The sequence below is a fragment of the Luteolibacter sp. Populi genome, from assembly GCF_040801775.1.
Taxonomy (GTDB): Bacteria; Verrucomicrobiota; Verrucomicrobiia; order Verrucomicrobiales; family Akkermansiaceae; genus Haloferula.
Genome location: NZ_CP161812.1, coordinates 5,385,456 through 5,401,000, shown reverse-complemented (window position 1 = coordinate 5,401,000; position 15,545 = coordinate 5,385,456). Strand labels below are relative to the sequence as shown.

Here is a 15,545-nt window from a genome sequence, read left to right as displayed (position 1 = left end):
CGCCGGCATCACGGTGTCCTTTCGGCGCTGGATACAGATGCCGATTTTGACCATGCGCCAGTGCTCGGGGGGACCACCAATCACTTCGTTCCTCCTACCATCGTTAGGAGTTTCGACAGCCGCTTCTGAACATCGCCGTGGATGCTCTGAAGTTCGCCGATGAGTTCAGCCGGCGGACGATGTTGTCCAGCGTCGAAAACGAAAGGCTTGTGGCGACCCGCCGAGAGGTTGAAGGCGAGGACTTCGAGGCAGTCGGGATCGAGTCGATCGAGATAATCCTCCTTCACCGTGCCGTCGCTGTCGAAGACCTTGAGGTCATCGCGCAGCCACTTGAGATACTTCGGATCGAGGATGCCTTTCTTGTGGGTGGGCTTCTTGTCGTCATCTTCCTCGCTCCAGCTTGTGCGCTCTGCCCACCGGCGGACCGGGACGATCCAACTGAGCAAGTTCGGCTGGCGGGATTCGCCGTCCTCGCTGGCGGAGAGTTTGCCCGGGCGCGAAAGGCTCTTCCCACCCCGCCGCCAGACGTTGTAGCCATCGAGCTTGGCGAAGTCCTTGAGCAGCGGCGCGAGGTTTGAGAGCAAGGTATAAGGATCCGGCTCGGGAGACGCTTTCTTCGGTTTCTTATCCGGGACCTTGATTCCCGCCGCCCATTCGCCGGTCTTGGCGGTCGCTTCCTTGAGCACGGTCTTGAGAGCGTTCAGGCCGAATTGATCGAACTCGCGGTCCAGCAGGCTTTCCTCGCGGGCCGCTTTCATGAGCGCGTTGTGCAAGGCTTTCACCTTCTTCTCCGCCGCGCCGAGAGCCTTGGCCTCGTCCGGTTGGCGAGAGCAGGCGTAGGAATGGGCTACGATCTGCTCCACGAGCTTCCGGAAGGTTTTCTCGAACACCGGGCGGACACGGGCGAGGACAGCATCGTCGTATTGGCCGGCTTTGCGGGGGTCGGCGGGATCGAAGGGGAAATCTTTCGGCCAAAGTTCATGCAGCGCCCAAGTATGTCCCTTTTCCCCGGCCTTGTCTGGGAACATCTGGAGGAATTCGTCATCCACGCTGCGCCAACGTTCCTCCCAATAGTCGGGCTGGTGGTAGTCGGTCGCGACGGAGACATCTTTTGCCTTGGCATCGCCATCCCGATAGGTCTGCCAAGCATGGGCCTTTACGAGGGCATCCCAAAGGTCGTTGTCACGGCCATAGAGAGCCTTGCGCTTCTGATCGAGCGAGAAGGCTTCATCGCTGATTTCATAGAACCACACCTCCCGGGTGCGCGGCTCGTCGCCCTTCGCCACTTTCGCGCCCGCCTTTTGGAACAGAAGGATCGAGGTCTTCACGCCCGAGTAGGGCTGGAACATGTTCGCCGGAAGGGAGACGACAGCTTCCAGCGTGTTCTCGAAGAGGAGCTGGTGGCGCAGGGCGCGGTGGGCATTGGTGCCACCGAATAGAACGCCATCCGGCACGATGACGGCAGCACGACCGCCGATCTTTAGCAGGTCGAGCATCAGCCAGACGAAGAGCAGCTCGCTCTTGGTAGTGATCGGTGCCGAGGCCTTCCCACTGCGCGGGAAGCGTTCGCGGTTCTCGCTAAGATCGCCTTCATCGACACTTCCGGTGAAGGGAGGATTGGCAAGGATGTAATCGTAGGTGCCGCTCTCGCCATCCTCGAGGCGCTTGCTCAAGGCATCGAGCTGATGGACCTCGGGCGACTCTAAATCGTGAAGGATGAGGTTCATCCACGCGATACGAACCATCGTCCGATCGTTGTCGTAGCCGTGGAGGCTATTGTTGAAGTCGGGCTTCCACCCGAGGGGCCAGACGGGACGGACATCGTGCGGGCTGCCGTCCCATTCGAGGCGCAGCACCTCGTCATCGGTGTGGTCGGCCTTCCACTGCAAAAGCGTGTTGAGCAGGAAGCCACCGGAGCCACAGGCGGGATCGAGAATCTTCTTGCCGAGCTGCGGCTTCAGCAATTGGACCATGAAGCGGATGACGTGGCGGGGCGTCCGAAACTGGCCGTTCTTGCCGGACTCCTTCACCTCTTCGAGCAGGTATTCGAAGATATCCCCCATGATGTCGGAATTGACAGAGCGGGTGTCGAGCTGGCGGAAGAGTTCGTCGATTAGGCCGATGGCACGCTTGAGGGTGTCGGTCTTGTTCGGATCGAGGATGAAGTAGGCGTCACTAAGGCGACCGGAAATGCGGCCGAGCGTGGTATTGCCGTTCTGGGCCGGGCCGACGCGCTGTTCCAAGGAGCGCAACCAAGGGAAAACGATGTTGTTGAGGAGCGGAAAGGAGACGTTCTGTTTGATGTACGACCATCGGCATCTTTCGAAACCTTCGTCTTTCGTCACCACGAATATCCCAGCCTTCTTGACCTCGGTTGGCGCATAGATGCTCCGCTTTTTTTGTTTCACCCGCTCACGGTCCAGGCTCTCCAATTGCCGGATAAAGAGCAGGAACGTGATCTGCTCGATGGCGACGAGAGGATTGGATAGGCCGGAGGACCAGAAAAGAGACCATAGGTCGTGAACCTTGCGGCGAAGCTGGGGTGAGAGCATGTCAGGAAGTCAGAGCAATTGAAAGAATAGGTCTTGGATCTCCGCCTCACGCGGCAACGGATCTTGTCAGTTCCATGAGGTCGGCCAATTCGGAACTTTCGAAAAGCTGCTCGGGGTCGCCAATGCTCGAAAAGGGAGGCTCCCGCAAAGCCTCGAGGCTTGAGATCCCGGCCTTCTGCATGACCGCCTTCCGCAAGGTCCGGACGAACATGAGCTGGGTGGCTGTGAGCTGCGGGTGGTCGCGAACCCATTGATCAAAGGCCCCCGAAATCAACGATTCGCGGGACGGAAGCTCCGAGACTTCAAGGATGTGGCGGAGGAAGTCCACCATCGTGGCCTTGGGTTGGTCGTAAGCCTTCTGAAGCTGTTCCTCCGTGATGAAGAGATCGGGGCCTTTGAGAGCGGCGGCGATGCCCTGAAGATCCTCATCATCAAGCTCCTCGCCGCGCCGCAAGCGTTGGAGGCCGGGATTGTCGCCGGCAAGGTCCAGGACGAGCGCTTCCACGCGACCGCGGTAGGTTTCGGCGAAGGCACCCTCGCCGGACGGGCCGAAGACGATCCAGTGGCGTTGTTGAATGGAGTCCGGCAAGGACAGCCGGATCACTGTGGAGGGCGGGCGGCGGTTCCGGAAACGCATCAGAGGCGCGAAGATCTCCTGCAATCCCATGATGCAGGCGCAGGAAAGATTTCCCCAGAACGAATCCGTCTGCGCCGCGGTGAGGGACTCGAGATGCTCGCGGATCTCCGCAATGCCGGTCGGAAGGAGGGCGAGGTTCTCGCAGATGCTCTCGCGGAGGGATTGGATCTCGCCGGCATCGCCGCGCAAGTGGGCAAGGGCAAGCTGCTCGGTCTGATTTTCAAACTGCAACTCAACGTAGGAGCCGGCGATAGAGAAGCGCAGCAGCGGCGCGATGACATGGGAAAGGTGGGTGACATTCCCCTCCGACAAATCGCTCCACGGCTCGTTGCTACCGGCGAGGGCGCGGATCTCATCGGCATGGGGAGCGACGTTGATGTTCTCAAGCGGTAACGTTCCAACAAGCTGACGGAGTTGACCGGCCGTGTGCGCCACACCGACCGCTTCGGAACGCCCGCCAAGAATCTGGAGCTTTTCCAACCGCAGACGGAACAACCGGGAAGGAAGTGGCTCGGACACCGCGGCGGCGCGGCCGTCCTTGTTCACCTGGAAGTAGTCGAAATTGTCCCAATGATCAATGACCAGGAAGTCGGCCTTCTTTTCGCCACTGATGGGGTCGGTCCACGTGCGGGTGCCGCGGCCGATCATCTGCCAGAACTTCACCTTACTGAAGACCGGCTTGGCAAGGACGAGGTTGCGCAGCGACGGCACGTCGATCCCGGTATCGAGCATGTCCACGGAGATGGCAACCCGCGGGAAATCCTTGTTCTTGAAATCGTCGAGGGTCTTCTCCGCCCGCTCCATCTGGCTGTCTATCACCTTGGCCAGACCGCGGCGCTGCAGGTCCGGATAGAGCCGGTTGAAGCTCTTGTAGAGTTCGAGGGCGTGCGAGTGGGAAACCGCGAAGACAATAGACTTGGCCGGGAGCGTGCCGGTGTTGTCCTTAATGCAGTGGTCCATCAATTCGCGGACGATGGCATCGTTGGTTCCGCTGTTGCTGACCTTCCTCTCCAGATCCGAGCCTTCGAAGCTGAACTGATCGGGATCGATTCCCTGCTCTCCAACCTGCTTCCTGACTTCCTCGGGAAGTTCGCCGGGCTTGAGTCCCTCGATCTGGAAACCTGTTCGGGCCACGTGGACCGGACGGTAGGGCACCAAGTGCTTGTCCCTAACCGCCTCTTCGTAACCGTAGTAGAAGGTGGGACTATCGCCCTGGCAGCCGAAGAGCTCAAAGGTGTTGTGATCGATGAAATCGGTAGGCGTAGCGGTCAGGCCAAGATTGATGGCGTCGAAGTGATCGAGGATGGCCTTGTAGCGGCTGTAGATCGAGCGATGACTTTCGTCCGCGATGATAAGGTCGTAGTAGCCCGGCGAGAGCTTCTGATAGATCGTCATCATGCCCGGGTACGTGGCAAGGTGGATCCGGGCGTCCTTGTCGATGGTGCCGCCCTCAATCCAGGAGCGCGGGACACCTGGGAGGTGCTCCTTGAATGCCCCGAGGGCTTGCTTCACCAGCTCACGACGGTCGGCAAGGAAGAGCACCCGCTGGATGCGCTCCTGCCGCTGAAGCAGCTCGACTAAGGAAACAGCCACCCGAGTTTTGCCGGTACCGGTAGCGAGAACCATTAGAAACCTCCGCTCGCCGGCCTCGATTCGCTCTGCGATGGTCTTGTCCGCCTCGATCTGATACGCTCGATCGACGATGCTTCCGAGCGGCATTACTCCGATGAGCGACTTGCCGAACTTGTCTAGGTGGTGGAGGCGAAGCAGATCCTCTTCCGTGAAAAAACCGCTGACCTTCCGAGGGGCATTTCGCTTCCGATGCCAAAACCAGATTTCATCCCCGTTTGCCAAGAAGATGAACGGATCCATCCCTGTCTTTGCCAAGATGGAATCAGCACAATCCGCTGCCTGGCGCTCGCCCTCCAAAGCGTGCCTACTTGCCCGCTTAGCCTCGACGATAGCCACTACGCGACCCAAGCGATCCAACAATGCGTAGTCAGCGAACTCGTTCCTTGCCTTGTAACGAGGCTCTGGTTGCCGCAGTGAAGTCGGTGAAGTCACGAGAAACTCCTGGATCAGCTGCCGGCTTCCAACCGCCCAGCCAGCCCGTCCCAATTGGAGGTCTATCTTTTCCTGTCGGCTTTGCTGCTCTGGTTTCACGAGAGATCACATCTAACGACGCCGCTAAACTCGAACGGAGTCTGTTGCCGCCCTTTCAAAATAACAGCGCAAACCGCGTTTTGGTGTGGCACGCGGAACCGATCCCTACGAATGACCGGAGATCAATCGGAGCGTTCTCCATCTGGCCAAATTTGGCCAGCAGGGATCCGCCGCAGAGCGCGATGGTCCGACCTTCCTTTCCGTTAGCAGAAGTTCCACGGTCATCGGAAGTATACCTTTGAATGGTTAGTATAGGGCGGCTGCTGGTCAAATCCCACGCGCCAGTGTGGGAAATTCAAGACCAGAACCAAGCAATCACCGTTTTCGACGAGCGATTGAGGAGACCCCACAAGACGAAGAGAAATAAGCGGCCTGCTGTTTCGACCTTTTGCACCGCAATCTGCGGCGAGGGCATAGCCCAGAGAGCCGTCGCCAGTTCTCACGACCTGGGGACCTCACCCAAAAGCTTCGTTCAGCGACGGCCTTTGGCACAGAACGCATGTATCGCCATTGCCATCCAAAAGAACGGCGCAAGTAGGATGCCGAAACCTCCCGTTCCTATGGCCACAATGACGATCATTGCCATCCATGCAAAGCCCGCAGCCCAGAGGCCCTTATACCAAAGCCCCACCGGGCCGAGAAACAGGCCCAACAGCGCCGCCAGAGCATCAGATTGAGGCGGGGCAGCAAGGAACTCTCCACAATGCCGGCATTTCTCGACCCCACGGTGGATTGGTCCATGGCAAAAGGGACAGAAAAACTCGGCACCGATTCCTGCCGCATGCTGTTGCGTTACCAGAGGGGCGGTTACCGGGGGCAATGGTAACGGGGGTGGCTTCAGAGGAGGCGGGTTCATAAAACGGGATCTTGGGAGGCTGACTGGCCGGAGCCCTCTTCTAGGAGCGCTTGGGCTTCACAAAATGCGCCGAGCGAGTTGATCGCTCGAGTAAGATTTGGGATCGTGCCTGCTCTCGCATCTGACGGAGCTATCTCTTGGAGGGACGACAAAAGGATTCCTCGAAGTGTCTCTGCCCAGATTCGGTATCGGCGAATATTCATGTTACCGTCGCCGCTGCCGCTCGCGACCGCTCTAAGAAGCCGACCGTGGATTATCGCGCTGTCCTCAGTTGAAAGGGGACCATCTAGCTCAATAAACCGGCCAGGGACCACCTGCCTCGATTCATCGAATCGTCCCAGAGCGGATTCTATTTCGTTGATCGATAATGACACAAGAGGAGGTTCCATTGCTTCGACTAAATCCATCCGAAAATCCGGCACTCCCAAAGTGTCGGCAATTCGTGCGGCAAGCGCCACATAGCTACGAAATGAGCCGCCATTATGTCAATTGACAACTGGCAATCAGCACGTATCGCCGCGGGAGGTAATCTGTCAGCCTGGCTGAATGCCGAGCAAAGGTGCGGAGGCCTTTCTCAAGGCCTTAGTCGATGAATTCCGAAAGGAGAGGGGCAAGCGCAACCTCTCTCAGGAGCACCTTGCATCAAAGAGTGGTGTTGACCGCGGGACGATCAGCCGTCTTGAACGGCTGGAACGCATTCCGAGTATCCTCGCCCTCTATGATTTGGCAGCCGCCTTGGATCTCCCACTCCATCGTTTGATCGAGCGGGCGACCAAACAGATGCCGAAAGAGGACGGTGGGTAACCTCTCGGAGAGTGCACCTGTCCACACCAGCCTTGTGTCTTGCCAAATTTGGCCAGGAAGGTGGGCGACGTGGTTGGACGCGGGTGGAATGCTAGCACCCTGTTAGCATCGCGCCCCTCCCCATGCTCCAAAACGTGCTAACCTTTTGAAAATCAAAAGAAGTACGAGGACTGGGACTCGAACCCAGGACCAATTGGTTAAAAGCCAACTGCTCTACCGACTGAGCTATCCTCGCTTTTTGATTTCCGGATCCCGTGGCTTGCGACCGCCGGGGCGGGATGGGTAGTGGCGGGGTCCGGTTTTGGCAAGTTCATTTTGGCCGTTTCCTCGCACCGCCCCAAGGGGAAACGCCTCCATTCATCCCGACCACCTGCCTTCCCGTCTTTATTCGCGTCCATTCGCGGTTTCAAAATCTAAATACCAGTCGCCCCGTCCCGAGTCTCCAGCGCCGCCGCTAGAAAGGCCCGCAGGTCATGACCCGGACGGTCCACGTGGAATGCCGCGATCCCTAACGCTTCCGCACCCCCGACATCGGCGGACACCGAATCCCCCGCGTGGAAAACTTCCGCAGGCGCGAGGCCTAGCAGCTCGAGAGCCCGCCGGAAAATGCCCGCCGCAGGCTTGCGGCACGCCGCATCGGCAGACGTCACCACCGCATCGAATTCCAGCCCGTGCCCCGCCAAGATCCCGTGCAAACGGCGGTCGAAATTCGAGACGACAGCCAGCCGGAAGCCCGCCTCACGCGCCGCCGCCAGCACCTCCCCTACCTCCGGGAAAACCCGCCACGCCGCCGGATCCGCATAGTGCGCGAAGAGCGATTCAAAAAGCGCCACACTCGCCTCCAAACCGGACACATGGCCGAAGGTCGCCGCGACAACCCGCTGCCACCACTCCCGCTCCGCCGCGTCGCCGTCCGGGTGCGCATCCCACTCCGGATCGCCCAAGCCTCCGAAAGCGCGGAAAAAGGCCGCCTTCACCTCGGCCGCATCCAACTCCATGCCGTGCATCGCCGCCGCCCGCGCATACACCTCCGCCACCGGCTCGACCGGCTCGATCAAAGTCCCGGCGGCATCGAGAAAGAGGGCGCGGATCTCCACAGCCGCATTCAGCGGATCACTCATCTCGCCTTCCACTCCGGATACTTCTCCTTCAGTTCGGTCCGATACTTCGCCGCCTCCGCCGCCTTGCCCGTCTTCTCCAGCGCGTTCGCCAGCTTGTCCAGCGCCAGCGGTCGCAGCTCCTGCGCATTGCCGAGTTCGACCACCGTCACGTAGGCACCGATCGCCTTCTCCGTTTCCTGCTTCTTCCAATGGATATCTCCGGTCAGCAGGCGGATCTCCGTATTCGTCTGCCCCTGCGGCCGCAGGTCCTGGCACTCCCCGGCCACGATCAGCGCCTCATCCGCACGATCCAGCGCGAGCAGCGCCTTCGTCTTATCCAGCAAGCCCTCCGCTCTAACAGTCGGATGTTCCTCCGTCAGTAGCGCGCGGTTGATCGCCAGCAGGGCCTCCTGCGCATTCCCCGTCGCCAGCAGCGCCTTGCCTAACAGCCGCCAGCTCGCCTTCGGCGTCTTCTCCGGATCCTTGGTATCCGCCACCAGTTGGAAGAAGCGCACCGCACGGTCATAGCGCTCCGCCTGGTAAGCCTGCGTCGCCGCCCAAGTCACCAGCGTCTCCTTTAAATCCCCCGCGTAGCCGTCCTTGATCGCGCGATCGATCTCATCCCCCGCCGCCGCGCCGTCCTGCAGCGTCCCCTGGCAAGCCGCAATCAAGAGCCCCGCACTCCGCGCATAAGACTTCGCATCGAGCTGTCGCGCCCGGTCGGCATGCGGCAGCGCCTCCTTCACCTTCTCCGTCTTCACCAGCCCCACCGCCAAGCCGTAGTGAGCCCGACCCCGGCGGTCATCCGAGGCCTTCGGGAATTTCTCCAGGAAGCTCTGGTAGCGCGCCGCCATCTCCGCCGGCTTGTCCATCTCTCCCAGCAATTCCGCCGCCTGCAAAAGCGCCGTCTCCTGCAGCGCCGCCGCATCCTTCGACCCACCCTCCGCCGCCACCAGCGCATCGAAATCCGCGAGCGCCCGCGCACCATCCTTCGCCGCCAGGTAACCCTGCGCACGGTTGTAGAGCGCACGCGGCAGCCGCGGGTCCTTCGGATACCCCGCGATGAATTCGCCGTAAGCCGCAAGCGCCGCCTTCCCCTCGCCCGCCTCCTGCAGGCTGCGGGCCCGGTTGTAGAGCATCCCCGGGCGGTTCTCCGCGGAAATCTGATCCGCCTTGATCGCCTGATAGGCCTTCGCCGCTTCCGCCGGCTTGCCCGCATCTAACAAGCCCTCGGCCTGGATCAGCAGCACATTGTGGATCTTCGGATCATCCGCGTGATCCTTCCGATATCGCTCAAGAAAAGCCGCCACCAGCGCCGGGTCATGCTTCCCGCTATCGCGGAAGGCCGCCAGCAGCCGCAGATAAGCCGCATCGTAGGCCCACTCGTCCGCGTCCGGATGCTTGCCGAGCTTCTGGAAAATCTCCGCCGCCTCGCCGTATTTCTTCACCTCGAAGGCCGCGCGCCCCGCCAGCATCAGCCGCCGCGCGTCCTGCTCTCCCGCACCGCTCCCCGGATCGGCGCGATAGATCTCCAGCACCTTGTCATACTCCTTCCGATCGAATTGCGCCGCCATCAGCGCGAAGCGGGCACTCCCGCGCGCCGACTCCATTCCCGGCGTCTTCAGCACCAGCTCCAGATACTTCGCCGAAGTGTCCTGCTTCCCCAGCTTCGCCGCCACCGCCGCCGCCTGCAGCGCCGCCGGCCCGCGGATTTCCTGGCCATTGCTGGCCGCAGCCGCCCCCTCGAACAGCGGCAGCGCCTCCTCGAATTTCTCAGCGCCCACCAGCAGGTTTCCCAGCGCCAGTTGGCTCGCCGCCTTGAAAGGATTCTCAGCCCCCGGCTCCGCCAACACCCGGCGGTAATTCTCCGCCGCCTTGGCCCCGCCGTTCTTCACCTGCCCGTACGCCACCGCCGCGAAATACAACCCCTTCAGGCGATCCCCCGGCGCCTCCGCCGCATCCGCCATCTTCTCATACAGCGGTGCCGCCTCGGCGAATTCCTCCGCCTTGTAATGCTCCACCGCCAGCCGGTTCGCCGCCACCATCACGAATTGCGACTTCCCGCCGCGCTTCACGATCGCCCGGTAGCTGCGCCGCGCCTCCTCCGCCTTCCCCGTCGCCGCCTGGCTTTCGCCCAGATACCACAGCGCCGCCACCGCATTCGCATGCTTGTCGTACTGGCCCAGATACCCGCCCAGCACCTCGATCGCCCGCGCATAGATCTCCTTCCGCTGCCCGGCCTCCGCCGTCGCCTTCGCGGAATCGTAAAGATTCTTGCCCCGCTCGTACCAATCCTGCCCCGGATCGCCCTGCAGCGTCGGATCGACCGGTTCAGCCTTAGGCGGGGCCTCCTGGGCAAGCACGGCCCCCGCAGCGGCCAGACAGAGAAGGTAGCGGAGTTTCAAAGCGCCCCGATGATGCCCGCGGATTCCCCGCTCATCAATCCCCCAATCCCGGCGCCGAAAAATCGCCCCTGCCTTCCCTCTGAAATCCTCAGATCGCGGGGCACCGCCCAGCCCCGCCGGTAGGGGCACACAGGCCGCCTCGCCGCGGTGCTACGGACCGATAAACGCACTTCCCCCCAAACACCACCAACCCCCGCCTCCCCCACCGACGCCTCCCCGGGGCGCCAAAAAAGACATCCCTCCACCACCGGTCTCCTTCCCCCATTGCCTTTCCCATTCGCGTCCATTCGCGTCCATTCGCGGTTAAAAAACTCCAACCGCAAAACTCCACCCGTCCGGCCCCATCCCCATCCGTGTAAATCCCTGTCCATCCGTGGTTCAAAATCCCATTGCCATCATCGGACATCGTGGCGCCCACCCACGAAAAAGCCGCCGGATTTCTCCGGCGGCTTTTCAAAATCAGTCGAGGTCGCGGAGCGATCTCAGGCAAGCACGGCAGGATCTTCCTTCTTCTCCTTGCACTTGTCGCAGTCACCGGCGAGCAGGGCAGGATCTTCCTTGTCCTTGTCCTTGCACTTGTCGCCACCGGCAAGGGCTGGATCTTCCTTGTCCTTGTCCTTGCACTTGTCGCCACCGGCGAGGGCAGGATCTTCCTTCTTCTCCTTGCACTTGTCGCAGTCACCGGCGAGCGCAACGGCAGGATCTTCCTTATCCTTGTCCTTGCACTTGTCGCCACCGGCGAGGGCGGGATCTTCCTTCTTTTCCTTACACTTGTCGCAGTCACCAGCGAGGGCGACGGCGGGATCTTCCTTTTCCTTGTCCTTGCACTTGTCGCAATCGCCGGCGAAGGCGAGCGGGCTGAGGAAAAGGGCAGCGGCTAATGAGCGGAACACGAGTTTCATGGGTAGTCTGTTGGTGGTGGTGATGCCGGGTGGATAACCTATGCTAAGAACCCGGAAAAGACGAATTTGTTCCCGGAAAATTGCCCGAAATCCGGATTTTTTCAACCCGACCCCGGAAAAACCCCCATCCGGCCCCCTCAACGCAGCGCGGAAAGCTGCTCCGGCGGCATCTGCAGCCCTCCCATCAGGATCGAAATGACCAGCGCGAGCACTGCCAGGATACCTACGGCAACTACGAGTTTGTTCATGGGAGATCGGAAGCAAAAACCGCGCGCAGACTGCCCGCACCACCCCCGCCCCGCAACCCCTAAATTCCTTCGATCCTCCTGATTATCAGTGCTTCCCGCCTCCCCTTTTAGTCTTCAACATTGGACGTTCGATGTTCGCCTTCCTGCCTTTCATCCATATCCACCCGTGGTTCCCCCTCCTCCAGCAAACCTGACGGAGCCCCCGTCACCTCCGGCGTCGAAAACTCCACCGTCACCGCCATCTTCTGGAAAGCCCTCGATCCCCCCGTGAAATTCCCGCTCACCGGCATCACCCCCCGCGGGTGATGGCTCGTCCCCGTCACGATGTGCTGCTGCGTGCAATGCTTCCCGCTCGTCGGATCGAATCCGCACCAGCCCAGCAGCGGGAAATACGCCTCCGTCCACGCATGCGTCGAGCCCCGCGCCGCCCGCGTCGCCTGGCAGTCCAGATACCCGCTCGCAAACCGCGCCGCGATCCCCAGATGCCGCAGCGTCTCCATCATCAGCGTCGCCAGATCCCGGCAGGATCCCGTCCCCAGCGCCAGCGTCGTCGCCGGCGTCTGCACCCCCTTCTTCTCCCGCCGCTGGTAGCGGATCTTGCCGTGAATGATCTCCGCCAATTGCACCACGAAGGCCTCCGCGCTCGGAAATCCCCCCGGATCCGGCAGCGTCCCGATGAAGTCCTTCACCGCCGCCATCTCCTCCGCATACACCGGCGTCAGGTAGCCGGTGATGATCCCGTGCTCCAGCGTGTCGTACTCCAGCGGATACGGCATCGGGCTCTGCGCCACCACCGGCGGGCGCGCCGGATCGAAGAAGCGCCGCACCGTCACATCCACGTCGAAAAGCAGCTCCTGCCCCTTCTCCAGGAAATGCGCATGCCCGATCGAGTTCCCGAAGATATCCCGCGTCCACACCAGCTCCGCCTGCGGCTCGATCCTCAGCACCAGGCTCTCCACCCGCAGGTCATGCCCCTCCCGCGGGCGCACCACCAGCCGGTGCGTCTGGAAGCTCACCGGCAGCGCATACTGGTAGTGCGTGCGATGCCGGATTCGCAGGAGATGGCTCTCGCTCATGGCTCGATCAGGATCGCGTGGTTCGCCAGATCCTCCGCGGTCAGCGGTTTGAAATCCGCCGCCACGCAGGACACCGACATCCCGGTCATCTGCATGTTCCCGAAGATCGTCGCCACCGAGGCATCCGCCGCATCCCGCCCGCTCGCGATCCGCACCAGCCCGTTAAGCGCCGCCAGCCGCGTCGGATCGAAGACGAACCAGCGGTTCCCGATGCAGGCCTCGAAGCAGGCATGGAAATCCGGCGGATTCATGAAGCACGCATAGCCCGTGAAATACCGCGCCGGAATCGACAGCGCCCGGCACAGCGCGATCCCCAGGTGCGCGAAATCCCGGCACACCCCGGACCGCTGCGTGATCGTATCGTACGCCGATGTCGCCGCATCCGTGCTGCCCGAGATGTAGTCGATGCTATGGAAAATCCAGTCCGCGATCGCCACCACCTGATCGTAGGGATGCGCAATCCTGCCGAATTCCTTCGACGCGAACCCCCACAGCCGGTCGGACTGGCAGTAGCGGCTGGGAAAGAGGTAGGGAATCGCGCTGCGGCGGAGATGCGAGACCGGGATATCGTGGATCTCATCGTGGCTCACCATCGTGTACTTCGCCTCCGCCATCACCGCGTAGGTGATGTCGAGCTGCGTCACATCCCCCGTATCCAGCCGCAGGTAGCGGTTCTCCCCCGTTTCCAGCGGGAACTCCTCCCACTTCGCCCCCGGCGTGATCGTCAGCTGCTCCTCGCTCAGGATCTGGCTCTCCGTCGATAACGCCTGGATACTCAACAGCACCGTGCTGCGCTGGAGGACTTGGTAATGGAGCGCGGCATTGATTTGAAACGGCATGGTCCGCCCATCCTCGCCCTTATATGAAGAATTGGCAAAGGCAGGATGAAACCATTCGCACTGCTTGGATTTCCGCCCCCCGCGATGGTATGCCATGGAAATGCCCAAAACCGCAAAACTGCAAAACCCCAACGTCCCGCCGGACCCGCGGCCCCACTGGGAGCGCCGGGCACCGCCCGGCAGAACGGTCCCTCACGGCTAAAGACAAACCAGAGACCAGAGGTCAGTGGTCAGTGCCAAGTCAGAAGCCAGACCTCTGAAATTCCAGATCTCAAATCTGAGATCTCAAATCCGGATCATTCCCGAAGAACTCTCTCCAGCCCGGCGTCCTTGTAACAAACTCTTCCCCGCCTTTCCCTGCGCCCTTCTCCGCGACCTCTGCGCCTCCGCGTTTCGTTCGCTCCCATCTCAAAACCCCGTCATCCCCCGCCTCAGCCGCTCCCTAACAATCCATGACCGCCCTCACCCAACCACCACCCAACCTTCCAACACCGCCACCTGATCGCGAAGCCCTGCGTTTCCGGCGCAAGGCAGCCCGGATCTGGTGGCTTGGCGGGATCTCCATCGGCTTTTGCCTGCTGGTGATCGGAGTGCCGTTGGTTTTGCGTCAGAGATCGAACGCGGACATGAGCGAGGCCATGGGAAATATGAGGAGCGTGGGCATGATGCTTTTAGAATTCGACAACGAGTATGGGGAATTCCCCAACGCAACAACCGCGGCCGACGTGAAAAAGGCTACCGCCACCACCCTCACCTTGGGTACGTGGAGTTCGAACCAGCTCTTCCGCCAACTTCTCGCCGGGGGTGGTGGTAAAAGCGAAAAGCCCTTTTGGGCCAAAACCGCCATTTCGCCGCGGAAGCCCGATGACATTTTCAACACCGATGCCACCGCGCTCGCTCCCGGCGAATGCGGCTTCGCCTACATCGTAGGCCAAAATACCTTCGATCTTGAAACGCCTCTATTGGTCGCGCCTCTGCTTCCCGGCAAGCTTGCCTTCGATCCCAAGCCTTTCAAGGGCATGGCTGTCGTTCTCCAGATCGACAATTCGGTTAGATCCTACCCCATCGACAAGCACGGCCGCGTCATCCTCAACGGACTCAACCTCTTCGATCCCCGCCAACCCTTCTGGAAAGGCAAAACCCCCGACATCAAATGGCCCGAGTGAATCCATTCCGGAACATCGCCCTCGGCAGCCTTCGCGGCTGGCTCCTCTTCAGCGCAGTCATCGCCGCGATCTTCACCTTTCACGCCCATGTCCAGCGCCAGCGCGACCACAGCCTCGTCCGCATCAGCGCCATCAATAGCCTGAAGTCCGCGGCCTTCGCCCTAACAGAATTCGACCTGGCCTACGGCCGCTACCCGGATGCCAGCACCGCCGCCGCCGTGAAGGAAGCCACCGGCACGCCCCTCACCCTCGGCAGCGCGACTTCGAACCAACTCTTCCGCCAATTGCTCGCGACCGGAAGCCTCGAGAGCCACCTCTGGGCCAAGACCACTGTCTCCCCGCAGCGCCCGGACGACATCTTCACCACCGACGCCACCGCCCTCCAAGCCGGCGAGTGCGGCTTCGCCTACATCGCCGGGCTCGATTCCAAATCCCCTCCCGGCACCCCGCTGCTAATGGCCCCCTTCCTCCCCGGCACCCGCCTCTTCGACCCGAAGCCCTTCCAAGGAAAAGCCCTCATCCTCTTCCTCGGCGGGAGCAATCCCCGGCTCTCCGACATCGGTACCGACGGCCGCGTCATCCTCAACAACCTCGACCTCTTCGATCCCCGCCAACCCTTCTGGCACGGCAAGGCCCCTGACGTGAAATGGCCGGAGTAACCCCGCACCACCTTTCCCCGCGCCCCTCTCCGCGCCTCCCGCGCCTCCGCGTTTCGTTCGCTCCATCTCATCTCAAAACCTTCGCGCACTTGGCGTCTTGGCGGTTCAACTCTGCCTTTCCTGAAAACTGAACACTAA

The 15,545-nt window shown here is 61.3% G+C and carries 10 protein-coding genes and 1 tRNA gene; 3 read left to right on the top strand and 8 right to left on the bottom strand.

Annotated features, from left to right (window positions below; all coding sequences use genetic code 11):
* Nucleotides 1-80 precede the first annotated feature (80 nt).
* Nucleotides 81-2,552, bottom strand: coding sequence for an N-6 DNA methylase (locus tag ABWK72_RS21950; RefSeq protein ID WP_367871720.1), 2,472 nt, complete (start codon nt 2,550-2,552; stop codon nt 81-83).
* A gap of 46 nt (nt 2,553-2,598) precedes the next feature.
* Nucleotides 2,599-4,908 (bottom strand): DEAD/DEAH box helicase family protein, encoded by a 2,310-nt coding sequence (locus ABWK72_RS21945; RefSeq protein WP_367871719.1) that lies wholly within the window; start codon nt 4,906-4,908, stop codon nt 2,599-2,601.
* Between the two features lie 1,846 nt (nt 4,909-6,754).
* On the opposite strand from ABWK72_RS21945, the gene ABWK72_RS21940 reads away from it, so the two are divergent.
* Nucleotides 6,755-7,012 carry a helix-turn-helix transcriptional regulator gene (locus ABWK72_RS21940; protein ID WP_367871718.1) on the top strand — a complete coding sequence of 86 codons (258 nt, stop codon included), beginning with the start codon at nt 6,755-6,757 and terminating at the stop codon, nt 7,010-7,012.
* Nucleotides 7,013-7,174: 162 nt separating this feature from the next.
* Here the strand turns inward: ABWK72_RS21940 and ABWK72_RS21935 are convergent.
* From ABWK72_RS21935 to ABWK72_RS21910, 6 genes are all read right to left on the bottom strand, one after another.
* Nucleotides 7,175-7,247: transfer RNA gene (locus ABWK72_RS21935), tRNA-Lys, on the bottom strand.
* A gap of 178 nt (nt 7,248-7,425) precedes the next feature.
* Nucleotides 7,426-8,133, bottom strand: a complete 708-nt coding sequence (locus ABWK72_RS21930) for an HAD-IA family hydrolase (protein WP_367871717.1) — start codon at nt 8,131-8,133, stop codon at nt 7,426-7,428.
* Complete coding sequence (locus ABWK72_RS21925) at nt 8,130-10,517, bottom strand: tetratricopeptide repeat protein (RefSeq protein WP_367871716.1); 2,388 nt, start codon at nt 10,515-10,517, stop codon at nt 8,130-8,132. The genes ABWK72_RS21930 and ABWK72_RS21925 overlap by 4 nt, the downstream gene beginning before the upstream one ends.
* 482 nt (nt 10,518-10,999) lie before the next feature.
* Complete coding sequence (locus ABWK72_RS21920) at nt 11,000-11,410, bottom strand: hypothetical protein (RefSeq protein WP_367871715.1); 411 nt, start codon at nt 11,408-11,410, stop codon at nt 11,000-11,002.
* Between the two features lie 364 nt (nt 11,411-11,774).
* Nucleotides 11,775-12,743, bottom strand: a complete 969-nt coding sequence (locus ABWK72_RS21915; RefSeq protein ID WP_367871714.1) for a transglutaminase N-terminal domain-containing protein — start codon at nt 12,741-12,743, stop codon at nt 11,775-11,777.
* A complete protein-coding gene (locus ABWK72_RS21910; protein WP_367871713.1) occupies nt 12,740-13,582 on the bottom strand; it encodes a transglutaminase family protein in 843 nt (280 codons plus the stop codon). Before ABWK72_RS21910 ends, ABWK72_RS21915 begins: the two co-directional genes overlap by 4 nt.
* 452 nt (nt 13,583-14,034) lie before the next feature.
* Between ABWK72_RS21910 and ABWK72_RS21905 the strand changes: the two genes are divergently transcribed.
* On the top strand, nt 14,035-14,748 hold the full coding sequence (locus tag ABWK72_RS21905; protein ID WP_367871712.1) for a hypothetical protein: 714 nt from the start codon (nt 14,035-14,037) through the stop codon (nt 14,746-14,748).
* Entirely contained in the window at nt 14,745-15,407 is a 663-nt protein-coding gene (locus ABWK72_RS21900) for a hypothetical protein (protein WP_367871711.1), read from the top strand. Before ABWK72_RS21905 ends, ABWK72_RS21900 begins: the two co-directional genes overlap by 4 nt.
* Nucleotides 15,408-15,545 lie beyond the last annotated feature (138 nt).